General features: G+C 46.7%; 19 protein-coding genes and 1 tRNA gene. 17 read left to right on the plus strand and 3 right to left on the minus strand.

Translation table 11 applies throughout. The annotated features are described in order from the left end of the window. Positions 1-147 precede the first annotated feature (147 nt). Positions 148-993 carry an Rpn family recombination-promoting nuclease/putative transposase gene (locus P157_RS13980; protein ID WP_051598520.1) on the plus strand — a complete coding sequence of 282 codons (846 nt, stop codon included), beginning with the start codon at positions 148-150 and terminating at the stop codon, positions 991-993. 147 nt (positions 994-1,140) lie between these two features. On the opposite strand, the gene P157_RS0106100 is transcribed toward P157_RS13980, so the two are convergent. Continuing rightward, positions 1,141-1,743, minus strand: a complete 603-nt coding sequence (locus P157_RS0106100; protein ID WP_026760221.1) for a class I SAM-dependent methyltransferase — start codon at positions 1,741-1,743, stop codon at positions 1,141-1,143. Between the two features lie 126 nt (positions 1,744-1,869). Between P157_RS0106100 and P157_RS13985 the strand changes: the two genes are divergently transcribed. Continuing rightward, the gene (locus tag P157_RS13985; RefSeq protein WP_051598521.1) at positions 1,870-3,027 is read left to right on the plus strand and encodes an alanyl-tRNA editing protein; all 1,158 of its coding nucleotides are present in this window, start codon (positions 1,870-1,872) and stop codon (positions 3,025-3,027) included. A 1-nt stretch (position 3,028) separates the two neighbouring features. Next, on the plus strand, positions 3,029-3,856 hold the full coding sequence (gene amrS, locus P157_RS0106110; protein WP_026760222.1) for an AmmeMemoRadiSam system radical SAM enzyme: 828 nt from the start codon (positions 3,029-3,031) through the stop codon (positions 3,854-3,856). Positions 3,857-3,858: 2 nt separating this feature from the next. Here amrS and P157_RS0106115 read toward each other — a convergent pair whose 3' ends face one another. Next, on the minus strand, positions 3,859-4,707 hold the full coding sequence (locus P157_RS0106115) for an AraC family transcriptional regulator (protein WP_026760223.1): 849 nt from the start codon (positions 4,705-4,707) through the stop codon (positions 3,859-3,861). A gap of 152 nt (positions 4,708-4,859) precedes the next feature. Between P157_RS0106115 and P157_RS0106120 the strand changes: the two genes are divergently transcribed. Together P157_RS0106120 and P157_RS0106125 are read left to right on the plus strand one after the other, a co-directional pair. Continuing rightward, positions 4,860-5,186: a hypothetical protein gene (locus P157_RS0106120; protein WP_026760224.1), complete on the plus strand. Its 327-nt coding sequence runs from the start codon at positions 4,860-4,862 to the stop codon at positions 5,184-5,186. Between the two features lie 216 nt (positions 5,187-5,402). After that, entirely contained in the window at positions 5,403-6,470 is a 1,068-nt protein-coding gene (locus tag P157_RS0106125) for a type II asparaginase (protein WP_304412715.1), read from the plus strand. Between the two features lie 71 nt (positions 6,471-6,541). On the opposite strand, the gene P157_RS0106130 is transcribed toward P157_RS0106125, so the two are convergent. After that, the gene (locus P157_RS0106130) at positions 6,542-7,351 is read right to left on the minus strand and encodes a Nif11 family protein (RefSeq protein ID WP_026760226.1); all 810 of its coding nucleotides are present in this window, start codon (positions 7,349-7,351) and stop codon (positions 6,542-6,544) included. Between the two features lie 175 nt (positions 7,352-7,526). Here P157_RS0106130 and P157_RS0106135 point away from each other — a divergent pair. The 12 genes from P157_RS0106135 (at position 7,527) to P157_RS0106190 (ending at position 23,403) form a co-directional block, all read left to right on the plus strand. Next, positions 7,527-7,611, plus strand: a tRNA-Leu gene (locus tag P157_RS0106135). Between the two features lie 516 nt (positions 7,612-8,127). Further along, positions 8,128-9,957, plus strand: coding sequence for a glutamine--fructose-6-phosphate transaminase (isomerizing) (gene glmS / locus P157_RS0106145; protein WP_026760228.1), 1,830 nt, complete (start codon positions 8,128-8,130; stop codon positions 9,955-9,957). Positions 9,958-10,124: 167 nt separating this feature from the next. After that, a complete protein-coding gene (locus P157_RS15095; protein ID WP_026760229.1) occupies positions 10,125-11,567 on the plus strand; it encodes an ATP-binding protein in 1,443 nt (480 codons plus the stop codon). A 238-nt stretch (positions 11,568-11,805) separates the two neighbouring features. Then, positions 11,806-14,973: a helicase-related protein gene (locus P157_RS0106155; protein WP_026760230.1), complete on the plus strand. Its 3,168-nt coding sequence runs from the start codon at positions 11,806-11,808 to the stop codon at positions 14,971-14,973. 3 nt (positions 14,974-14,976) lie between these two features. Continuing rightward, entirely contained in the window at positions 14,977-18,492 is a 3,516-nt protein-coding gene (locus P157_RS0106160) for an Eco57I restriction-modification methylase domain-containing protein (protein ID WP_026760231.1), read from the plus strand. A gap of 16 nt (positions 18,493-18,508) precedes the next feature. Beyond that, positions 18,509-18,739, plus strand: coding sequence for a YdbC family protein (locus tag P157_RS0106165; RefSeq protein ID WP_026760232.1), 231 nt, complete (start codon positions 18,509-18,511; stop codon positions 18,737-18,739). Further along, positions 18,732-19,166 carry a DUF1016 N-terminal domain-containing protein gene (locus P157_RS15725; RefSeq protein WP_230578450.1) on the plus strand — a complete coding sequence of 145 codons (435 nt, stop codon included), beginning with the start codon at positions 18,732-18,734 and terminating at the stop codon, positions 19,164-19,166. The genes P157_RS0106165 and P157_RS15725 overlap by 8 nt, the downstream gene beginning before the upstream one ends. Continuing rightward, complete coding sequence (locus P157_RS15730) at positions 19,142-19,468, plus strand: PDDEXK nuclease domain-containing protein (protein ID WP_051598523.1); 327 nt, start codon at positions 19,142-19,144, stop codon at positions 19,466-19,468. Before P157_RS15725 ends, P157_RS15730 begins: the two co-directional genes overlap by 25 nt. 147 nt (positions 19,469-19,615) lie before the next feature. Beyond that, positions 19,616-20,686, plus strand: a complete 1,071-nt coding sequence (locus P157_RS0106175) for an ABC transporter ATP-binding protein (protein WP_026760233.1) — start codon at positions 19,616-19,618, stop codon at positions 20,684-20,686. Continuing rightward, complete coding sequence (locus tag P157_RS0106180) at positions 20,679-21,518, plus strand: ABC transporter permease (RefSeq protein ID WP_026760234.1); 840 nt, start codon at positions 20,679-20,681, stop codon at positions 21,516-21,518. The genes P157_RS0106175 and P157_RS0106180 overlap by 8 nt, the downstream gene beginning before the upstream one ends. Continuing rightward, positions 21,518-22,318, plus strand: coding sequence for an ABC transporter permease (locus tag P157_RS14000; protein ID WP_037368172.1), 801 nt, complete (start codon positions 21,518-21,520; stop codon positions 22,316-22,318). The genes P157_RS0106180 and P157_RS14000 overlap by 1 nt, the downstream gene beginning before the upstream one ends. Further along, the gene (locus P157_RS0106190; protein ID WP_026760235.1) at positions 22,315-23,403 is read left to right on the plus strand and encodes an ABC transporter substrate-binding protein; all 1,089 of its coding nucleotides are present in this window, start codon (positions 22,315-22,317) and stop codon (positions 23,401-23,403) included. The genes P157_RS14000 and P157_RS0106190 overlap by 4 nt, the downstream gene beginning before the upstream one ends. The last annotated feature ends 43 nt before the right edge of the window (positions 23,404-23,446 follow it).

Consider the following 23,446-nt stretch of genomic DNA (forward strand, 5'->3'; position numbering starts at 1 on the left):
ATTGTTTCGTGGGTAAATTCTTAAGCAAAATGAAAAAGGACCTGTTTATCCGTCCATACACGCAAGCTGACCAATTCGTAGTCCTTTGGACTTGACTCGGTCAGATTTCATAGTAGAATATAATTAAGCAACACAGGAGGAATAATCATGGTAGCATTTCGGATTAATCGGACAAATGACGCGGTATTTAAGGCCGTTTTTGCCAAGCACCCGCAAATAACCATATCCTTGATTAATGCTTTTTTCGAGTTTCAGGGGACGGAGCTTATTGAAGATATTGAGTTTATCGACCGCGAAATGGACGCAGACGAGTATGAGGGCAAAGAGTCACGGCTGGACATTTTAGGCCGCACGGCTTCAGGCACCAAGGTCAATATTGAAATGCAGGTCAATGCCCTTGCCGCTATGGGCGAGCGTTCTGTTTATTATTGGGCGCGGAACTATGCTGATTTGAAGCGGGGCGAGGAATATGACCAGTTAAATCGCACCGTGGCCATCAATATTTTGGGGTTCAGTCTGTTTGATGCGAATAAATATCCGGATATGCACAGCTGCTTTGGCATTTATGATGTTCAAACCAGCTGCCAGTTGACGGACAAGTTGGAGATACATTTCCTAGAATTGCCGAAATTCAAGGGCAGAAGCGTAAGAGAAATGAACCGCATGGAGAAATGGGCGGCTTATTTCTCCCCCAGTACGCCGGACGAAGAACTGGCAGAAATCGCGGCTTCAGAAGAAGCTATCAAAGAAGCGATGGAGGTGGAAGATGTGTTTACTAAGGACGAAGTGGCCAAACGCTCGTATGAAAAAGCAGAAAAATTCCGCCGTGACCAGGCGGCGCAGTTAACTTTTGCTCGACGTGAAGAAAGAGTGAAGGCTGTTACCATGCTTAAAAAGTTAAAAATAAGTAAAGATTTGGCTATCACACAGATTATCGAAAACTACGCGCTCTCCAACGAGGAAGCAACGGCTTTAGTTAATAGTTGTTGGTAAACTTCCTAGATATAGAGATATTTCCTGAAAATCGTCAATCGAATATTGTTTTTTCTCTGATGATAATTTCGATAAGCAAAAGCTGGAGCTTGACATGTCAAATTGACAAGTCAAGTTCCAGCTTTTTCGTGCCTATAGTTATGGAAGTTATGGATGAGTAAGCCGGAACACCAGCAGTTTTTCCCGTGGGTCGCTGTATTTTTCTCCGGGGCGGCAGTCGATGGTGTCAATGAGTGTCAGATGGGAGAGCTCCGCGAGGTATTCGGTGTAGGCGGGGGATGGGTAGTAGAAAATCAGGAGTATATCTCTGGGCGCGTTTTTGCAGGAGTCTTGCAGATTGTCCAGCACAGTGCGGAGGATTTCCACGGCGAAGGGATTGAAGAAGAAGCAGCGGTCCACTTGCTCGGGAACGGTGAAGTTGACTGCATCCTGTTGGAGCAGGGTAACCCGATTGCCCCGCGGGGCGGTTTGCTGATTGGTGCAGGCTCTTTCGTAGAGGCGGGGATTATACTCAATGCCGATGGCGTGGCATTTTGTCTGGCTCGTGAGGAAAAAGCTGACCCGGCCTTTGCCACAGCCGTAGTCCACCACGGTATTGTGCTTGTCAATATAGCCGCTGCGGGCGAGCTGTTCGAGCACAGTGTAATCGGTCGGTTCATAGGGATAACGCACCAAATCGGAAATGGTGTCATCCCGTCCCGTGGTCTTGATATGCAGCAGTTTGTCCCAGTCGTTTTCCAGGTCGGTCATAAGGTTTAGAGGCTCCTTTGCGATAATGATTGTTCTATTTTATCGTATCAATGAAAGGTTTTCAATGGGGGAGGAAAAGGATATTTTCCTGCAGCCACGAATTATTTTCTGTGGAGGATGAGGCTTATGACGAAAAAAATATTTTTGGAAGATGTGCTGCAGCGCAGTTCTGAGGCTGTGGTTACGGATTGTGTGGAATTAAAGACGGGCTTTGGCATTGTGCTTGACCTGACGGTGTTTTATCCCGAAGGGGGCGGGCAGCTTAGCGATACAGGAAAACTAATTTGTGGTGACCGGGAAGTTGTGGTCACGCATGTCCGGGAGACAGAGGGACGCATCCTTCATGAGACGGCGGAGCCTTTGCCGGTTGGTACGCAGGTACTGGCAGAAATTGACTGGCAAACGCGCTTTGACCATATGCAGCAGCATTGTGGGGAGCATCTGCTGTCCTATGGTTTCTGGAAAATTTGCGGGGCCGACAATGTGGGCTTTCATATGTCGCCGGAGATGGTGACGATTGATTTGAGCCGTGAGGTGACAAGTGCGGAAATTGCACAGGTGGAGGCGCTGGCCAATCTGCATATTCAGGAGAACCGCTCCATTAAGGCAGAGTGGATGGCGGTCGAGAAAGCTGCTAAATGCGCCACCCGCAAGTTTAATGACAAACTTATCGGGCCTGTGCGGGTCGTGCAGATTGAAGGCAGTGATGCCTGTACCTGCTGTGGCACGCATCCGCCCATGACAGGTATGGTGGGGCTGGTAAAAATTTTCAAGGCGGAAAAGCATAAGCAGGGCACGCGGATTTATTTTCTCTGCGGGCGGCTGGCCATGGAAAAAATCAGCCGCTGCTGGCAGGAATTAAATGGTGCGGTGCAGCTATTGTCTCTTAAAGATGAGGAAATCCGTCTGGGCGTGGAGCGGCTACAAGATGAAATTAAGGAGCTCAAGGAAAAGCTGTCTGGGGCCGAACTTCGCTGGGGGCAGGAAAAGGCCCGTCAGCTGTTACAGGATACGCCGCTTACGGATGGTGTGAAGTCCATTACCCTGCAGGAAGAAGATATTTCGGCGGACGCGGCCAGAAAGCTGGCGCAGGTTTTGAGCGAAGACCCGCAGGCAGAGGTTACGATTTATTATTCAAGTGACGGCCGGATGAATTATGTGCTGGCCTGCGGCAGTGAAGTGAAGGTTAGCTGCCGGGAACGGATTAAGGCGATTAACGAACGGCTCGGAGGCCGGGGCGGGGGCAAGGATAATTTTGCCCAAGGCAGTGCAGAGGTGAGATAGCGTGTTGACATGTCAACTTTGTCCCCATCATTGCAAACTGGCGGAAGGGCAGGTAGGATATTGCCGGACCCGCCGCAATGATGGGAGCGTGGTGCGGAGTTTGAGTTATGGACAGGTGACTTCGCTGGCACTGGACCCTATAGAGAAGAAGCCCCTTTATCATTTTTATCCTGGCACGGTGATTTTGTCCGTGGGGAGTTTTGGCTGCAATATGCGCTGTCCCTTTTGTCAGAATTACAGCATATCGCAGGATGACGGGGGCGAGGTGCAGGGCTATCTGGCACCGGAAAAATTGGCGGAACTGGCGGTGGAAACGCAAAGGAAGCATGGCAGTATCGGCGTGGCTTTTACCTATAATGAACCGTTGCTGAGCTTCGAGTATTTACTGGATGTGGCGCCGCTTTTGCGGACGGCGGGGGAGAAGGTGGTATTGGTCAGCAATGGGCAGATTGAGGCGGAACCTCTACGCAAGTTATTGCCGCTGCTTGATGCCGCCAATATTGATTTGAAAGCCTTTAATGCGGCAACCTACCAATGGATGGGTGGCTCCTTGGAGGCGGCGCAGAGAACCATCCAGATGATGGTGGAGGCTGGTGTTCATGTGGAGGTTACCACGTTAGTCATTCCCGGCAAAAATGACGGCATGGAGGAATTCCGGGCAGAAACAGAGTGGTTGGCAGGGATAAGTCCTGCGATACCGCTGCATCTGTCCCGCTATTTCCCCCGCTATCAGTGTGCAATCGAAATGACGCCCCTGGCCACTTTGCAGCAGTTGCAAAAAGTGGCGCTGGAGCGTCTGCAGTATGTGTATTTGGGCAATGTCCGTTAGGCTTACTGCTTCCGATAATCCCGCGGGGCGCATTTGAACATTTCCTTGAAGGCCCGGGAGAAGGTGGAGTAGTCGGCAAAGCCCACTTCCTCGCAGATGTTGGTGATGGACATATCGGTCTTGAGCAAATCACGGGCCAAAAGCAGCCGTTTGCTGCGGATGTACTGGTGGATGCCGTAACCGGTATCGGCCTTGAACTTGCGCATGAGGTAGAACTTGCTGATATAGGCCCTGGCCGCCAAATCGTCAATGGAAAGTTCCTCGGCCAGATGGGCATTGATATAGGAAAGAATTTCCTGAATCTTGGGGTCGTAGCTGGCACTGGTGAGACCCGAGAGTTCATGCTCATGCAGGGAACGGTTCAGCAGAATCATAAACTCAATAAACATGATTTCCGTAAACAGTCCGTTGGCAAAGCCCTGCCCGCGGGCTGTTTTTTCGAGCTTGTCCATATGAAAGAGCAGGTCATGGCTCGTGCCGGGGGGCTGCTGCATGACGCTGCTGTTTTCGCGGGCATAGGCAAAGCATTGGGCAAGGTCGGTATGCTCGGCATCCTGCTCCTGCCAGCGGCGCAGGAAATCCGGTGCCACGTAGATGACAATGCGCTCGTAATCTTTCGCTTCGTCGGTAAAGACAGGACGGTGGATTTCTCCGGCGGTGACAAAGACGATGTCCCGTGGGGCCAGATGGTAGGTCTTGCCTTCGATGACATAATCCACAGCACCGTCGAGGAACATAATGATTTTATGGAAATCGTGATAATGGAAGGGAATGGGCTTTAAGGCAGCATCTTTCAGGCGGAATACCCGAAAGTCGCTGACCAGATAGCCCTTCTTCTCGTAATCGCTCATGGTTTCACTCCTCATGCTGGACTTGCCTCTAGTATAGTACATTATTTGCAATATTGAAAGCATAAATTCAACTTTTATTGCAAATATGCACTTGCTATAATATAGACAGTGAATAAATCAGAGACGCGAAGTCAGAAAGGCCGGTGAGCAGGATGTTGTTAGTTCGTTTGTATCATGTGGAGGATAAGGAAGTCATGGTTATGGATGGCACAAATGGTTATATGCCGGAAACGGGCGCTATCCGCCTGCTGGCCAGCCGCGAGTCCGGCGTGGGCGCTGACCGGGTGATTGTCTACTGTGGCAAGCAGAACCGCGAAGGCTTCCGTGCCTTTGCTGCTGATGGCAGCGAAATGGAACTGACGGCAGAGGATTGCCTGCTGCTCTCGCGCCAACAGGCAGACATTGAAGTGCGTCTGACGGATTACTTCGTGGGTCGCATGCGTCAGGCTGATGAGGAGAAACTGGCAGCAGCCTGCTGATAAATAAAATTTTCTGCAATTATTAGAAGGAAAACTGAATCGTATCGAGAAATAAGCCTATGGAATATCTAGTAAAAGCCTATATTACGATAAAAATAGTTTATATAGGTTTTTATCGGATTTTGTCGTATTCCCTAGAAGGGGGAGTACAATCCGTCCATAGGTTTTTTTGTTGCAGTTCAGGGGAAGATTGCAACTGGAAAAGGAGGAATTTTTGTGAAGGTAAGAGTAACCGCGATTCTTATGACCTTGGCAATGCTGCTGGTTGGGGTACAGTGTGCCTTTGCTGCGCAGGCAAAGCCGAACATCAAGATTCTGGCAACCGGTGGAACGATTGCCGGCAGTGCGGCATCTGACACGGCAACCACCGGCTATAAGGCTGGTGCTTTGGGCATTGATGTGCTGATTAATGCCGTTCCCGAAGTCAAGAAATATGCCAATGTATCCGGTGAACAGATTTGCAGCATCGACAGCAAGGACATGACTAATGATGTCTGGCTCAAACTGGCCAAACGCTGCAACGAATTGCTGGCCCGCAGTGATGTAGACGGTATCGTCATCACCCATGGTACGGATACGCTGGAAGAAACGGCTTATTTCCTGAACCTCACGGTTAAGAGCAATAAGCCTGTGGTCATCACCGGTGCTATGCGTCCGGCTACGGCTATCAGTGCTGATGGCCCGATGAATCTTCTGAATGCTGTCCGCGTGGCTTCTGATAAGAAGTCTGCAGGCCGTGGCGTACTGGTTGTACTCAACGACACCATCAATGGTGCCCGTGATGTGACTAAGACCCACACCACTTCCGTGGATACCTTTAAGGCTCCGGAACTCGGTGCTTTCGGTTATGTGAATGATGGCGTTCCAGAATTTTATCGTGCAACCACTCGTCTGCACACCACCAAGAGCGAATTTGCTGTTGGCAACCTCACGAAACTTCCCTATGTAAAGGTTATTTATGGCACGGCTAATGACGATGCTCTGTTCGTAGATGCAGCCATCAAAGGCGGCGTTAAGGGCATCATCTATGCCGGTACGGGCAATGGTTCCGTACACAAAGATGCAGAAGCAGCCTTGGCAAAAGCTACGGCTGCAGGTATTGTTGTAGTTCGCAGTGCCCGCGTAGGCAACGGCTCCGTCATTCCGGCTGAGCAGAGCTACATCAACTATCACTTCCTGGATGGTGATTCCCTGAATCCGCAGAAGGCTCGTATTCTTCTGCAGCTGGCCCTGACTAAAACGAAGGACCTCAAGGCTATTCAGGAGATGTTCCACAAGTACTAAAAAATTTGCTTCCCCAATAAAGCAGGGGCGCGTAGTTACTTTTAGCAGCTACGCGCCCCTGTTGCTTTATATCAGTGCAGGCTAAATCCTTCAGCTGCAACGCCGTTGATGAACATGATGTTGATGCCGTCTACTTCAATATCGTAGACCATTTCATTTTTACCCGTCATGGTGGCTTTTTCGACTGTCGCGGTGCCATCCAGAGTGATGGCAGGATTTCCCTGCGTGTTCATGGCGATGTTGTATTGGCCATTGCCGCAGTAGTACCACTGCGTTGCCGTGGTCTGCCATACTTTCCCATCGGTAAAGCGTACGGTTACGATTTCCTGCAGGGCAGGTGTGTGAACCTTGGTGACCTTGCCGCTGATTTTTTCGCCGTCAGAATTGAGCGTCAGCACTTCATCGCCCTCGTGGATGTTTTCAATGGGAATGCTGCCGTCTGGGGTGGCAACCAGGGAACCGGCAGCGAAGTAGCGTCCACCGCCAAACAATTTTGTCAGGATATGGGCAATGCCGCCGCCAGCTTTTTTGACGGTTTTGGCAACTTTTTTTACTTCCTTGGGATGCTGCGTGACTTCGTGGATGGTCTCGACCGTGGTCGTTACCGGATCGCCCTCGTCATTTTGAGGCGATTCCTGCGTACCTGCTCCGCCGACCACGCAAGCCAAATCATCAAAGGAAAGTTCGGTACAGGAAAGTTTTTTCATTTCCTGCATGAACTCTTCGACGGTAAAAGGAATGCCTTTTTCTTCAGCAAGTGCAAGAATAGCAGCGACATCCTCATCGGTGCCATTCTTTTCCAGAATCTGTCCGAGCTTTGCCTGAACTTCTTCATTTTCCTGCATCATTTCTATGAATTTCATTACATTTTGCTGTGCCATGATTATTTCCTCCTCTGTAGTTGGATTGTGTTTTGCTTTACATTGGTATATACGATAGGGGAGACGATTCATTACAAAAATTTTATTTTGTAAGAGAAGTTGAAAACGGCTTAGACTTGACAAATTCGTGGATAACTACTATAATAAGTGCCGTTATCTACGATTGTAGAGTACTGCGGATGTGGCGGAACTGGCAGACGCGCTGGATTTAGGATCCAGTGCCGCAAGGCGTATGGGTTCGACCCCCTTCATCCGCACCAAAGGAATATCAGGCGGTAGCTTTCGGGCTATCGCTTTTTTGTTACAATTATTTCGCGTATTGACTTATTGTCTGCTATCGGTTACAATAAGCAAGTGCTTTGTTAAGAAAAGCACAAAGTAAGAAGAAATCCAGAGTGAATAATCCTGTTGTTCTGGTGTATTAAAAGGACGTAAGTTCTAGCGCAAGTTCTGAAAGCGGTGCGTGCTTTCAGAAGACGAGGAGAAGGTTGTCGAGGAGGAGTCAGAAGATAATCGGTTGGACATAATGCGTAGTATAAATTTGCATAGACAAGGCAGAGGAAGGAGGCATAGCTGCGCTATGTCGACTGACGATAACGCAGTATATGCGAATTTAGACAAGCAGGATGTTCAACAGATTATCGGATGACTCCGTGGTCAGCGGATGCCTTCCGGCTTGCTCGGCCGATAAATGCAAACGAAAGTCCTGCCGTGAGGCGGGAAACAAGGATGCAGGGAGCGCAGCAGGATAGTACAATTTCATAGGAGGTACTATTATGTGTGGTATCGTAGGTTATGTCGGTGACAAAGAGGCAGCTAGCTTCCTGCTTGAAGGTCTGGCTAAGCTGGAGTATCGTGGTTATGACTCCGCTGGTATTGCTGTCTTTGACGGAGCGAAAATCGGCGTGGAAAAGAGTGTTGGCAGACTTGCCGCACTCCGTGACAAGCTGAAAGGTCATGAGCTCAAGGGCACGATGGGTATCGGTCATACCCGTTGGGCAACGCATGGCCGTCCGTCCGATGTGAACTCCCATCCCCATACGGATTGCTCCGGGGATTTCGTGGTGGTACACAACGGCATCATCGAAAACTACCTGACGCTGAAGGAAGAACTCATCGAAAATGGTCATTCCTTCAAGTCCGAAACGGATACGGAAGTAGTAGCCCACTTAATCGAAGAAGTCTACAATGGTGACTTTGTAGCTTCTGTTCGTGAAGTTCTGCGCCGCGTGGAAGGTTCTTACTCGCTCGTATTTATGAGCAGCAAGCACCCCGGTACGCTGATTGCGACCAAGCAGGATAACCCGCTGGTTATCGGCGTTGGCGAAGGCGAAAACTTCATCGCTTCCGATATTCCCGCTATCATTCAGCGCACCCGCCGCACTTACATCCTGAACGATGGTGAACTGGCTGTTATCACGAAGGACAGCATCAAGATTTCCAACCGTCAGGGTGAACCTGTGACCAAGAAGATTTTCGAGGTCAACTGGAATGCTGAAGCTGCGGAAAAGGGCGGCTATGAGCACTTCATGCTCAAGGAAATCCATGAACAGCCGAAGGCTGTCCGTGACACCATGAGCCAGCGTATCGCCAAAGACGGCAAGACCATTGTGATGGATGAGCTGAAATGGGACGCTGACTATCTCAATTCCTTTAACAAGATTTATATCGTGGCCTGCGGCACGGCTTATCATGCCGGCATGGTGGGCAAATACTATATCGAAAAACTGGCGCGTACGGTTGTAGAAGTAGATGTTGCTTCTGAATTCCGTTATCGTGAACCGATTGTGGATGAAAACACGCTGTTCATCGCTGTTTCTCAGTCTGGTGAAACCAGTGATACGCTGGCCGCTATGAAAGAATCCAAGCGCCTCGGCGCTAAGACGCTGGCCATCACCAACGTGGTTGGTTCGTCCATCGCCCGTGAAGCTGACCAGGTGCTCTACACTTGGGCTGGTCCGGAAATCGCCGTAGCTTCCACGAAGGCTTACACGACGCAGATTGTGCTGTTCTTCATGTTGGCTCTCTACATGGCCGAAATCAAGAAGACGGTTGCTCCGGAACGTGTAGCTGAACTCATTGCTCAGCTGCAGAAAATTCCTGCACAGATTAGCGAAACGCTGTCCGATGTGGAACCGCTGAAGACCTTTGCAAAGCGCTATGGATTCAATGATGATGTGTTCTACATTGGCCGCGGTCTGGACTACCATGTAGCTCTGGAAGGTTCCCTGAAACTCAAGGAAATCTCCTATATTCATGCCGAAGCTTATGCAGCTGGCGAACTCAAGCACGGCACGCTGGCTCTGATTGTGGAAGGCGTTCCCGTTATCGCTCTGGCTACGCAGAAGAGCGTTTACGAAAAGACCCTGTCCAATATCAAGGAAGTCAAGGCGCGTGATGCAGTCGTTATCGGTATCGCTACCGAAGGCGACGAGGAACTGGAAAAATATGTTGACCATGTGATGAAGGTTCCTGAAACGGATGAACTCGTTATTCCGATTCTGACCGTTGTTCCCTTGCAGCTCTTGGCATATTATGCAGCTATCACTCGTGGCTGCGATGTGGATAAACCGCGTAACTTGGCTAAGTCCGTAACAGTTGAATAATTTTCAGCCCAATTAAGGGACTGTGCTAATTTGCTAAAGAAATCCGTTGACGCAAATGTCAACGGATTTTTTGTAGTTTATGGTTTATATTGAAGTTGCATTGAAGTTGAAAAAGAAGTTATATTGAAGTATAATTGAAGTAGTTCAATTAGCGAGGTGATACAGGTATGTTTATAGAAGAGCTGACGGGTAGCGTAAAGCTGGAGGATAGCCAGACAGAATATAAAGGGAAATTAAACCGGGATGATGTTGTGGGCTGGTTAAAGTCCATAGCTGGTTTTGCCAATGCTGCTGGCGGCGATATGTATTTAGGGGTTGAAGACAAGACACATAAGCTTATAGGCTATGAACGGATGGCGGCTGACAAGGAGAGAAACTACTTTAATAATCAGGTTAATGAGCATTTGGTTCCCCGTCCGCCTATGAAAATTGAGTTTCTGCGTTATGAAGTAAAGGACAAGGAACGTTTTGTGGTTCATATAAGGGTAGAAACATCCCCTACACGGCCTGTTATCCTTAAATATCAAAATATTCCTGCCATATATATGAGGCGTGATGGCTTTACGAATGGTGCTACTTATGAAGAAATTATAGAAATGAGCATAGCCAGTCAAAATGCCCAGTTTGATAGTTTACTATCAGACGTTCAGTATAAGCGAGAGGATTTTGGGACGCTGTTGGACTTTTATGCGCAGCATAATGGCGGTAAGACATATACGGATAAAGCGTTACGCTCGTTGGGCTTCTTTGATGAAAATGGTATGCTGACCAATGGTGCCACGTTATTTGCCGATGGCTATGATGGGGCTAAGACAGCAGTAACTTGTTCTGTGTTTTCTGGCTTCAATAAGGGGAGTCAGCGCATTGTGACGGTGAACCGTTTTCAAGGCAACATCATCCAGACCATCCAAAATATCTGTGATTTTGTTTATCAACGCATGAATCATTCGCTGTTAAAGACCAATACTGGGCGTATCAATATAGATGCCTACCCCCAGCGTGCTGTGTTTGAAGGTGTGATAAACGCCGTAGCACATAGAGATTATTTCCTTGATGGTACACAGATACAAGTTGATATGTTCCGTGACAGGCTGGAAATATCATCGCCGGGAAGTTTCTACCGTGGGGCTGAAATTGGTGTAACTTATGATTTATCAAACATTATCTCTAAGCGCAGAAATGAAATTATTTGTGCCATATTAGTGGCCTGTAATGTCATGGAGGCAGCAGGGACGGGGTTTGATAAGATTGTAGAGGAATATGCAACAGCAGATGAACGGCACAAACCTTACATCTCTTCTACGTCAGATCACTTCACATTGGTTCTGCCTGACTTGACCTATAATGAGGGACTGGAACGTGGCAGTGCTATGAGTCTGTCATATCCCCCAGTGTCGCAAGGAACTGAGCATGATGATAAGGTGTTGAGTTACTGTTACAATCAAGCTCGTAATGCTGCCAATATTGCTGCTCATTTGGGAATTAGCAATTCCAGCTACTTGCGCAGCAAGGTACTAAATAACTTAACAGAACAGGGCTATTTGCTGGTAAGCCGTCAATCGAGGACGAAGTTCTATAAAACGAATAGTGATATGGTTGCGCTAGGGTGACGGACATAAGAATAGGTTAGCGCCAAAGGCATGCTGGACATTGTGCAGAAGCGAAAGGATAAGGGACGACAATAAGCCAGCAAACTGATCGGAGCTAGTGCGAAAGTTCCAATGCAGGAAAATAGCTTCCGTCAGCGAATCAATTAGAATGTGCGGATATTCTCGGCTAACGATGTACAAAAGGCTAAAAAGCTCAGATGTTAAGGCTGGAGCTATAGTGAATTTATGGGGTGAGAAAATGAGCGTTGATAATGACCTGAAATTTTTTACAAATGAGCCGGAGCGTGACTTGTATAGCCGGTTTTGCAATATTCTGAAGGGACATACCCAGTTTTTTGATATATTGGTGGGCTACTTCCGTACCAGCGGTTTCTTCAAGTTGTATCCGGCTATGCAGGACTTGGAGAAGATTCGTATATTGGTAGGGCTGAACGTAGATGCCAGGACTGTCCAAATCATCGAGCAATCGAAACAGGGCAATTTATTTGGAGGCGTGACCATCAAGGAGGCAACGGAGAAGTTTTCAGAGGCCGTAGTTGATGAGTTTGCGGATGCAGAACCTTCCATGCCTGTGGAGCAGGGTGTGCGTACCTTTATAGAATGGCTGAAATCCGGCAAAATAGAGATGCGAATGTACCCTGACGAGCCTATTCATGCCAAGGTCTATATACTTCGTAAAGACCCCGAACACGTGCCAGACCAGTTCGGCAGCGTCATTACAGGCTCCAGCAACTTCTCTATGGCAGGTTTGCAGAACAACCTTGAATTCAATGTAGAGCTTAAAGATAGCCATGATGTGAAATTTGCCTTGGATAAGTTTGAAGAACTGTGGAAGCAGGGAGTTGATATTACAGAGGCTTATATATCAACCGTAGATGACAAGACGTGGATGCGTGGGGATATTACGCCTTATGAGATTTATCTCAAGACCATCTATGAATACTTCAAAGAGGAAATCAATACTGACAAAGAAGAGCTGGCAGAGAATATTCTGCCGGATGGCTTTATGCGACTGCAATATCAGTTGGATGCTGTTATACAGGCAAAGCGTATATTGGAAGCCCATGACGGTGTATTCATATCAGACGTAGTAGGTCTGGGCAAAACATATATCTGTTCAATGTTGGCCAAAATCCTAAAAAAGGGGCGGAAACTGGTAATTTGCCCGCCTGTACTGGTTGATTACTGGAAAGATGTGCTTTTAGAGTTCGATGTGGCCGCTGATGTTGTGTCGTTGGGGAAATTGGAGTCTGTTTTAGACCGAGCCGATAAGTATAAATACGTATTTGTGGATGAAGCCCACAGATTCCGCAACGCAGGTACGGATGCTTTTGGCAGACTTCATGCTATCTGCTACGGCAAGAGGGTAGTGCTAATTTCTGCTACGCCAATCAATAACTACACTAGCGACATAGAAAACCAGATATATCTTTTCCAACCTAAGCATAATTCCAATATTGTTGGTGTTAAGAATTTAGAAGAATTCTTCTTGCAACTTCGTAAAAGCCAAAACGAAGCGAAAAAGCAGGGAGGAGCTGCTTACCTTGCTCAGATAAGTGCTAATTCAGAAATTATCCGTGATAAGCTGCTCCGTCACATCATGATTCGCAGGACGCGCAGCGAAGTAGCTAAGTATTATGCCAAGGACATGGAAAGGCAGGGCTTAAAATTCCCACGTCTGGATGCACCTGAAAAAATTATTTATGAATTTGATGAACTGACAGATAGTGTATTTACAGAAACTATCAATGCCATCAAGGATTTCAATTACGCACGTTATAGGCCTCTCACCTATCTAAAGACAGAAGCAGCGGAACCGTATACTCAAATGATGGTAGCCCAGCAAAACATGGGCGGTTTCATGAAAGGGATATTGGTAAAACGCTTAGAGAGCAGTTTCTATGCCTTTAAACTAACATTAGGCAGGTTCGTAACATCTTACGAAAAATTTATTGATATGTTTGATAAAGGCGAGGTTTATATCAGCAAAAAGGTTGATGTCTATGATCTCATGGATAATGGTGATGATGAACTTCTTCTTAGTTACATTGAGACTGAAGACGTAATGCACTTCAAGGCCAGTGATTTCCGCTCCAATTTCATTATAGATTTGAAGCGTGACTTGCAGAAACTCTGCTATTTGCAAGACCTGTGGAAGTCTGTCAAGACAGACCCCAAGCTCATCGAGTTTGAAAATGACTTGAAAAACGTGCCTGTTCTGGCTAGAGCTAAAAAAATTGTCTTCACGGAATCCAAAGAAACCGCACAGTACCTCACGGAAAATCTGGAAAAAATATATGGTGAGCGCATCATTTCTTATTCAGGTGATAGCAGTGCTGCTTTGAAGAAGGAGATAGAGTACAGCTTTAACCCGAAGTACATGGATAAAAATCGGGATAAGTACGATATTCTTATTACCACTGATGTGCTTGCTGAAGGTATCAACCTGCACAGGTCTAATGTCATTATCAACTATGACCTGCCGTGGAACCCTACACGCATCATGCAGCGTGTAGGACGTATCAACCGTGTCGGTACAGCTTTTGACAAAATATATGTTTTCAATTTCTTCCCCACATCCCAAGCCAGTAAACAGCTTCCGCTGACAGACCGTATATTGGAGAAGCTGCAAGCCTTCCATGATACATTGGGTGAAGACTACAAGTTTTTGTCCGAAGAGGAAAATCCCAGCCCACAAAAGCTGTTTAAGGATTTGTCTCAGACATTGGAGGAGGAAGAAGGAGCCAGCCCGGAGCTGGAGTATCTGGCTAAAATTCGTGATGTCCGTGACAATGACCTTACACTGTTCAATAAAATAAAAAGCCTGCCAAAGAAATCTAAGACGGGCAGGTTGAGCGACAAGGTTCAGAAAGAGGCAACACTTACCTTTATCCGCAAGGGAGCATTAAAGAGCTTCTTCTTGTCAAATGACCATGAGACTCATGAAATAGGTTTTATGGATGCTATGGGGTATCTGGAGTGTGAGCCGGCTGAGAAAAAAATTCCCGTGGGTAGTATCTACTACGACCAATATCAAGCTAATAGCAAGTTTTTTGATGAATCACTCACGGCAGAAGATGTTATTACTACGAAAAGAGCAGCCATAAGAGGAAACGATGCCACTATTGTCAAGACACTAAAAGGAGCATTGGCTTCGGGAGAGCTTACTGATGACCAAGAAGCGGTAGCAGGGCGTATTATGCAAGCTATTGAAAATGGTGATATTCCCAAGAACACTACTAAGGAAATAGTCAAGCAATTGAAAGCAGCCAGCAATATAGTAGCAGCCTTCGCTACCATAAGGGATAATATTGACGATACCTATCTGTATGAGCGTAAGAACGTTGTGCTCCCCGAAGGGGAAAAAGAGGTTATTCTCTCATGCTACATGAAGGAACAGGAGTAAACAATGACAGATAACAGCAAGAAAAAAGAGTTATTTTTACAAACGCTTACAAAAGCCTATAATCATCAGGAATATGTGCGTTTTCTGCAAGAATTGTTAAACGATGTGCAAATGGTGGCTCCAACACGATTCAACAAGGAGTTTAGCAGTTTGTCTGGAATAATTGCCGGACATTACCATATCGGCAATTACAAAGGTTCCGATGGAAAGAAAATGGCTCTCTTTGCCGTACAGCTGCAAAACAAGGGAAATGTAGAGAATGCTCGCAGTTCCCAGAGAGCATTCATCAAGACACTGCTGGATAACTCCGGGTGTGATGGTGCTTTGGCAGCCTTTTTTACCATGGAAAAAGATGCAAATGGACAGGAACGACCAAGTGATAAGTGGAGGTTATCCCTCATCCGCATGGAATATGGCTTTGCCGATGGTAAACTGAGCACAAAACTTACTCCTGCCAAGCGTTATTCTTACCTTGTAGGCAAAGGAGAGCCTTGCCATACGGCGCAGGAAAGGCTTTACGGTATTTTTGTGCAGGATAATGTTAATCCCAGCCTCGCCGAACTGGAAGAAGCTTTCAGCGTTGAGACTGTTACCAAACAGTTCTTCAACGACTACAAGGAAAAGTATCTGGCCGTCAAGGAGTATTTGGAAAATACCCCTGACTTTATGGTAGAGGCTGAACGTTGCGGTTTCACCAGTGAGCAGTTTACCAAAAAACTCATGGGGCAGATTGTTTTCCTCTACTTCATACAGAAAAAGGGGTGGCTGGGCGTATCGGCATTCCCGACACGACTGACGGAAAAAGCGTATAAGAGTGCTCTATTTCGCAATGCCAAGGCTCATAACATAGTTGAAAGTGTATATTCTCAGCCTAATGCGGATGGTATTTCCTTTATCAATCGTGAGGCTTTATTTGCCCTGTCCGATGAGGATGCAAAATTCCTGTCAACATTGGTTAAAGGCAAGTCATGGGGCGAGGGGCCGAAGGATTTTATGCGTGCCCTGTATAAATCCTGTGTAAAGCAAGGTCGAAACTACTTTGATGATTACTTGGAGCCGCTGTTTTATGAGGCATTGAATGTTGACCGTGGAGAAAGTGGCTTCTATGCACGCTTCCATTGCCGTGTCCCCTTCCTGAATGGTGGCCTGTTTGAGCAGTTGGATAATTATGACTGGGTAAACTCTGACTTCCATATTCCAAATTCTATGTTCTCTAATGCGGATGAGAATGACAAGGATGAGGCAGACGGCATTCTGGATATTTTTGACCGCTACAACTTCACCATGGCAGAAGACGAACCTATGGAACGTGAAGTAGCCATCGACCCAGAAATGCTGGGGAAGGTCTTTGAAAATCTGCTGGATGTGAAGGACAGAAAATCCAAGGGGGCATTCTATACGCCACGTGAGATAGTACACTATATGTGTCAGGAAAGCCTGATAAACTATCTGACCACCAATACCGGCATCGAAGAAGCAGATATCAGGAAATTTATCCTGTATGGCGAATACTTCCGTGATAACGATTGTCTAAAAACAAAAGAAGTTATAAAGAACGGCAAAAAAAGCCATACGTTGGACAAGACTCGTGACTTGGAAATGCCGGAAAGCATCTTTAGTTTCAAACAAGAGGTAAACCGTCTAAAAGAACTGGATGAACTGCTGTCAAATGTCAAGATAGCTGACCCGGCGGTAGGCTCCGGGGCATTCCTGTTGGGGCTTCTGAATGAGATTGTCAGGGCACGGCAGACTCTCACCGCCTACATGACTATAGAAATGAACAACTTCGAGCGATTTAACTTCTACGCCTATGGACGTAAAGCCTATGACCTCAAGGTGAATACTATCAAAAATTGCCTCTTTGCTTGTGATTTGGAGCCGAGTGCCACGGATATCACTAAACTGCGGTTGTGGCTGTCCATCGTTATTGATGATGAACTGGTAAAGCAGGATAACTCTGAAGGTATGTATGATGTCCACACAGAGCCGAGACCTCTGCCTAATCTGGACTGCAATATTATTTGCGGCAATAGCTTGATGGATGAGTTTGAAGGAATAAAGCTTATTACTGAAAGCAGTATTTTAAACAATCAAGCAAAAACAGGCATGGATAGCTTCTATCAGGCTGGTTTTGACAATATGTTGCAAGAGCTTATCAAGCTACAGGATGAGCTATATTTCACCAAGCAACACGAAACTAAACAGGAGATAAAAAAGAAAATACACGCTATCTATGATAGAATTATTCTGCATCAGTTGGAAAGTAACCTGTCAGCAGTAGAAAAATATAAGAAAGTTAAGGATGCCGCACAGCAGCCATTTATTTTGTGGCAGTTATATTTCCCTAAGGTCTTTAAGGAAAAACAAGGTTTTGATATTGTAATCGGTAATCCACCGTATGGAGCAAAGTTTTCACGGAAAGAAAAAAATATACTAGATAAGATTTTTAATGATTGCAATGTTCCAGATTATGAATCGGCAGATTTTTTTATAGAACTAGGAAATAGAATTGTACGCAAAAAAGGATTATTATCTTTTATCGTCCCTAATATGTTTATGGCTAATGTATTTGCTGAAAAATATCGCCATCATTTAATTGCCACATGGAACTTGAGTGAGATTGACAATCTATCAGATATTGATGTTTTTGATAGTGCAAAAGTTAGAAATTGTATTATATTCTTTGAGAAAATAAGTTATGAAAAATCAACCATTTTAAGAAAGTTAACCATACTAAATCATCAGCCAAAAGTGGAGAAAGAAAAGTATATAAACAAAAATATACTAAAAGAAAATGTAGATAACTGGCTTAATCTTATTGAAAAAGATGAAACAGCTCTATCGATTGTAAAGAAAATACAATCTAATTCAGTTCCTTTAGGTGAAATATCCGAAATATCTCAAGGGCTTATTCCATATGATAAATATCGTGGCCACTCAGAAGAAACTATAAAGAACAAAATATGGAATGCAGATTATAAAAAAGATGAAACATATAAAAAGGAACTTAGAGGTAAAGATGTAAGTAGATATTCAATTAAGTGGAATGGGAAAGACTGGATAAGCTACGGCGATTGGTTAGCTGCACCGAGAAAACCTGCTTTTTTCAAGGAAAAAAGAATATTGATTAGAGAAATAACAAATCCACGTATATTCGCAACATATACAGATGAAGAATTCTATAATACACCTTCAATAATAAACTGTATTCATTTCAAAAAAGATATTTTTTTCATATTAGGAATTCTTAATTCTAAGATGATGTCCTTTTATCATTGTGCTAATTCACCCAAAGCTGGAAAAGGGTTATTTCCTAAAATCCTTGTGAATGATGTTAGAAAAATTCCTATATGTAAGTGTGATGACTTCATGATAGCCAAGATTTCAACTTTGGTTAAGAGCATTATAAATGATGGAGAGATATCAAGTGACATTGATAAAAAAATAGATGATATTGTTTACGAGATGTATAACATTACTGATGAAGAACAGATATATATAGATAATTGGTTTTCTTAAATAATTAGGAGTAGCTATGGAAAATGTCAAATTTGAAATAAAACACCATATAGGTATTCTCTCAGAAAGTGATAAAGGCTGGCGTAAGGAACTAAATCTTATTTCATGGAACGGACGTGACCCCAAATACGACATCCGAGACTGGGCACCAGAACATGAAAAGATGGGCAAGGGAACTACTCTGTCCAACGAAGAAGTTGAAAGTCTTTATGCCTTGCTAAAAAACATAATGGAGACGCATGATTGATATGTTAATGAATCAGACAGACTATCTGTCTACGATACAGGAAATCAAGGCTGAAATCCAAAAGGCGCAGTATCAGGCAACAGTAAAGGTCAACCATGAATTGCTGTTGCTGTACTACCACATCGGACAGGCCATCAATCGGCATAAGGTCTGGGGGAACAAGTTCATCGAGAACCTGTCCCGTGACCTTCGGCTGGAATACCCTGATGCCAAGGGATATTCAGTGCGTAACCTCAAATATATGGCCATATTCGCCGCTCTTTTTCCAGAAAAAGAAATTGTGCAAGAGGTGCTTGAACAATTATCATGGTACCATGTTGTTACCCTTATGGATAAGGTAAAGGAACGGCCTGTTCTGCTCTGGTATGCAAAGCAGAATATTGAAAATGGCTGGTCGCCTACTTGGATTTGCTCTTCTACAACCTGAAACTGCGCTGCTATGTGGTTATCGAGTTGAAGACGGGCGACTTCAAGCCGGAATATGCTGGCAAGCTGAACTTCTACCTGACGGCAGTGGATAATATTCTGAAGACAGAGCAGGATGCGCCCACTATCGGCTTGCTCCTATGCAAGAGTAAGGACGACTTGATTGCCGAATATGCCTTACAGGACATCAATAAGCCCATTGGCGTTAGTGAGTATAGGATAACGGACGATATCCTGGAGAAATTCCGCCAGCAGTTGCCATCCATCGAGGATATAAAAAATCGAATGGGGAATACCTATTGACACATACGCGGCGTATTTTTGATAGATACGCCGCATATTTTTTCCTTAGTATTTTTGCAGGATTCGTGATAAAATATACTTCGGCGCCTTTTTGGGCGGTAGCCCTCTGGGGCAAATATCTATAGAAGAAAGTGAAAGGGACGATAAATGGAAAAAGAACTTTTGCGTCTTGAACGCGTCAACAAAAGCTATGATGGTCGGCAGATTCTTGAAGACCTGGATTTAACCATTCACGAGAATGAATTTGTGACCCTTTTGGGCCCCTCAGGCTGTGGCAAGACCACAATCCTGCGGCTGATTGGCGGGTTTGAAACCCCGGACAGCGGCAAAATCTGGTTTGATGGGCAGGATATTACCCATTTGCAGCCAGAGAAGCGGCAGGTCAATACGGTGTTTCAGAAGTATTCCCTGTTCTCCCATATGGACGTGGCGGAGAATATCGCCTTTGGCCTGAAACTCAAGGGGAAAAGCGCAAGTTACATTCGCGATAAGATAAAATATGCCTTGAAGCTCGTGAACCTCGATGGCTATGAACATGCCCGGGTTACGCAGATGTCCGGCGGCCAGCAGCAGCGCATTGCCATTGCCCGCGCTATTGTAAACGAGCCGAAGGTATTGCTGCTCGATGAACCGTTATCAGCACTGGACCTCAAACTGCGGCAGAATATGCAGCGGGAACTCGTGAAAATCAAGCGGGAACTGGGGATTACCTTTGTGTTCGTCACCCACGACCAGGAAGAAGCGCTGTCCATGTCGGATACCGTAGTGGTCATGAATCAGGGCTGGATTCAGCAGATTGGTACGCCGGAGAACGTGTACAATGAGCCGGAAAATGCCTTCGTGGCCGACTTTATCGGCGACAGCAACATCATTGACGGCATTATGGTGCGGGATAAGCTCGTACACCTTTTGGGCAAGGATATTCCCTGCATCAACACGGGCTTTGGCGAAAATGTTCCCGTAGATGTGCAGATTCGCCCGGAGGATATTCAGATTTGTGCGCCCGCGGATGGACAGTTCACCGGCAGAATCAAGCAGGTTGTCTTCAAGGGGACGGTATACGATATCACCATTGAAGCCGGCGGCTTTGAATGGCTCGTGCAGACCATTACCGGTCACGAGCAGGGCAAAGAGGTGGGCATTAAATTGGCCGCTTCCAATATTCAGATTATGGCGAAGCCTGAGTCCGAAGACGAGGAGGCGGTGAGCGATGAATGAACGCCTTTCCAGCCAGCGCTTCTTAGCCCTGCCCTTCGGGATTTGGGCAACGCTCTTTATCGTGCTGCCCTTGTTCTTTGTTCTTTGGAATGGCTTGAAGGATGTAGAGACTGGGGGCTTTACTCTGGTGCATCTGCAGACGGTGCTCCAGTGGGAATATCTGAAGGCTCTGGGGCTGTCTGTGGAGCTTGCCTTAATCAGCACCTTTATCTGTCTCGTACTGGCCTATCCGCTGTGTTTGATTTTAAGAGAGCGCAAGGAAAGCCGGGGGCTGCTGGTATTTGTGCTGTTCCTGCTGCCGCTCTGGATGAACTCGCTGCTTACAACCATGGCCTGGCAGACCATCTTGGAAAAGCATGGTCTTATCAATATGTTCCTGCAGTCCGTGGGCTTGCCGGAAGTGCATATCATCAATACGCCGCTGGCCATCATTATCGGCATGGTCTATAATTTCCTGCCCTATATGGTGCTGCCTCTCTATGTGGCGATTAACCGCATTGACAGCAGTATTATCGAAGCGGCCAGAGATTTGGGCGCCAATCCCTATCAGACTTTCCGGCGCGTGCTGTTGCCGCTGTCCATGCCCGGTATTGTCAGCGGTTCCACCATGGTCTTTATCCCTGCGCTGACCACCTTCGTTATCAGTGCCCTCTTAGGCGGTAACAAGGTGCTGCTCGTGGGTAACATCATTGAACAGGAATTCACGGCGGCCTATGACTGGCAACTCGGCAGTGCCCTGTCCATGGTGCTCATGGTCTTTATCATTCTGAACATCCTGCTGGAAGCCTTTACGGATAATGGCGAGCAGGCGAAGAAAGGAGTAAGGCCATAATGCAGAAAATCAAGACTACCTATCTGGCCGCCATTGTGGCTTTCCTCTATGCGCCCATCGTGGTGCTCATTGCCCAGTCCTTCAATGCCAGCCGTTATCGCGGCCAGTGGACGGGCTTTACCTGGGAATGGTATGAGAAACTTATCGAAAGCGAAGATATCATCAACGCTTTTTCCAATACGTTGACCATCGGCGTGACCTCGGCAATTTTGGCCACTTTGCTGGCTTTGGTAACGGCTTTGGGCATGCGGCAGATGGGACGGCAGAGCCGGATGCTCCTGCGGGGGCTGGCCAATGTGCCCCTGCTCAATGCCGATATCGTGACGGGAATTTCGCTGATGCTGCTCTTTTTGGGGCTGGGGCTGAAGCTGGGCTATGACACGATTTTGCTGGCCCATATCGTCATCAGCCTGCCCTATGCCATGCTCTGCATCCTGCCGCAGGTACTGACCATGGACAATGTCTGGTACGAGGCGGCCCGGGATTTGGGCGCTACGCCCTTTCAGGCTTTCCGCAAAGTCATTTTGCCAGAACTGATGCCGGGCATCGTGGCGGCGTTCCTGCTGTCCTTTGCCATGAGTGCGGATGACTTTATCGTGACGTACTTCACCAAGGGTGCGGGTATTGAAACCCTGACCACGGAAATTTATTCGGAGCTCAAATTGGGCGTCCATCCCGAGATGTATGCGCTGTCTACGCTGTTCTTCTGCGGCGTGCTGGTCTTTGCGGCTCTCCTGATGCTCAATTATAAGGTGATTCGCCGTTACCGGGCAGCAGAAAGAAGGGGGCAGGAAGCATGAAGAAATGGAAAACGTATGGCCGCTCCCTGTTGCTGACTTTGCTCGTACTATGTACCTTCCTGCTGTCCGGCTGCGATATGTTTGCCGAGGAGGAAGAAGAGGGGGCGGACGTGCTCTACGTCTACAGCTGGGGCGATTATCTCAGCGAGGACGTCATCAAACAGTTTGAGGAAGAAACCGGCATCAAGGTGGTGCTCGATGAATACGACACCAACGAGAGCATGTATCCCCGCATTGCCGAAGGCGCAGAGGCTTATGATGTGCTCTGTCCTTCCGACTACATGATTAACAAGCTGATTCATAATGATTTGCTGCAGCCGCTGGACTTTGCACAGCTGCCCAATGCGCGGAAAAATATCGGACAGGACTTCTTTGACCAGTCCAGGGCTTTTGACAAGGAAGGGAAATACTCCGTTCCTTATTGCTGGGGCACCGTGGGCATTATGTACAACATTGAGAAGGTCAAAGAACCTGTGGACAGCTGGAAAATCCTCTGGGATGAAAAGTATAAGGACAACATCCTCATGCAGGATTCTGCCCGGGATGCCATTATGATTCCCTTGAAGATTCTGGGTTACTCCATGAATACCGTAAATGAGACGGAACTCAAAGCCGCCCGCGATATGCTGATTCAGCAGAAACCGTTGGTGCAGGCTTATGGCGTGGATGATATCCGCGATAAGCTGAGCTCCGGCGAAGCGGCGCTGGGCGTAATCTTTTCCGGCGAAGCCATTAAGCTCATGAAGTCCAATCCCAATCTGCGGTTCCAGCCGGCGCCGAAGGAAGGCACCAATGTCTGGATTGATTGCTGGGTGATTCCCAAGAACGCCCGCCATGTGGAAAATGCGCACAAGTTCATTGATTTCCTCTGCCGTCCTGACATTGCGGCGGCCAACTTCGAGGAGCTTGGCTATTCCACGCCGAACACGGCGGTGCGGGAACTGGTGGAAGAAGATTTAGGCGAATATGTGGACACGGCCTTCCCGCCAGAAAATGTCTACAAAGGCCAGGAATCCTACAGTTATCTGGGAGAAGCCCTCGATAAACTCTATACCAAACTTTGGCTGCAGGTAAAAGTTGAATAATTAACAGGAAAAAACAGCTCCTTTGTGGAATAGTATGTAAGAT

The sequence above is a fragment of the Selenomonas ruminantium AC2024 genome (genome assembly GCF_000687995.1).
Lineage (GTDB): Bacteria > Bacillota > Negativicutes > Selenomonadales > Selenomonadaceae > Selenomonas_A > Selenomonas_A ruminantium_B.

What these genes read in the sequence shown, in the direction of transcription:
- P157_RS0106130 (WP_026760226.1), bottom strand. Translation starts at nt 7,351, where the DNA reads ATGGCACAGCAAAATGTAATGAAATTCATAGAAATGATGCAGGAAAAT.
- glmS (WP_026760228.1), top strand. Translation starts at nt 8,128, where the DNA reads ATGTGTGGTATCGTAGGTTATGTCGGTGACAAAGAGGCAGCTAGCTTC.
- P157_RS13980 (WP_051598520.1), top strand. Translation starts at nt 148, where the DNA reads ATGGTAGCATTTCGGATTAATCGGACAAATGACGCGGTATTTAAGGCC.
- P157_RS0106175 (WP_026760233.1), top strand. Translation starts at nt 19,616, where the DNA reads ATGGAAAAAGAACTTTTGCGTCTTGAACGCGTCAACAAAAGCTATGAT.
- P157_RS0106115 (WP_026760223.1), bottom strand. Translation starts at nt 4,707, where the DNA reads ATGAGCGATTACGAGAAGAAGGGCTATCTGGTCAGCGACTTTCGGGTA.
- P157_RS0106190 (WP_026760235.1), top strand. Translation starts at nt 22,315, where the DNA reads ATGAAGAAATGGAAAACGTATGGCCGCTCCCTGTTGCTGACTTTGCTC.
- P157_RS0106155 (WP_026760230.1), top strand. Translation starts at nt 11,806, where the DNA reads ATGAGCGTTGATAATGACCTGAAATTTTTTACAAATGAGCCGGAGCGT.
- P157_RS0106180 (WP_026760234.1), top strand. Translation starts at nt 20,679, where the DNA reads ATGAATGAACGCCTTTCCAGCCAGCGCTTCTTAGCCCTGCCCTTCGGG.
- P157_RS15725 (WP_230578450.1), top strand. Translation starts at nt 18,732, where the DNA reads ATGATTGATATGTTAATGAATCAGACAGACTATCTGTCTACGATACAG.
- P157_RS0106120 (WP_026760224.1), top strand. Translation starts at nt 4,860, where the DNA reads ATGTTGTTAGTTCGTTTGTATCATGTGGAGGATAAGGAAGTCATGGTT.
- P157_RS0106100 (WP_026760221.1), bottom strand. Translation starts at nt 1,743, where the DNA reads ATGACCGACCTGGAAAACGACTGGGACAAACTGCTGCATATCAAGACC.
- P157_RS15095 (WP_026760229.1), top strand. Translation starts at nt 10,125, where the DNA reads ATGTTTATAGAAGAGCTGACGGGTAGCGTAAAGCTGGAGGATAGCCAG.
- P157_RS0106165 (WP_026760232.1), top strand. Translation starts at nt 18,509, where the DNA reads ATGGAAAATGTCAAATTTGAAATAAAACACCATATAGGTATTCTCTCA.
- P157_RS14000 (WP_037368172.1), top strand. Translation starts at nt 21,518, where the DNA reads ATGCAGAAAATCAAGACTACCTATCTGGCCGCCATTGTGGCTTTCCTC.
- P157_RS13985 (WP_051598521.1), top strand. Translation starts at nt 1,870, where the DNA reads ATGACGAAAAAAATATTTTTGGAAGATGTGCTGCAGCGCAGTTCTGAG.
- P157_RS0106160 (WP_026760231.1), top strand. Translation starts at nt 14,977, where the DNA reads ATGACAGATAACAGCAAGAAAAAAGAGTTATTTTTACAAACGCTTACA.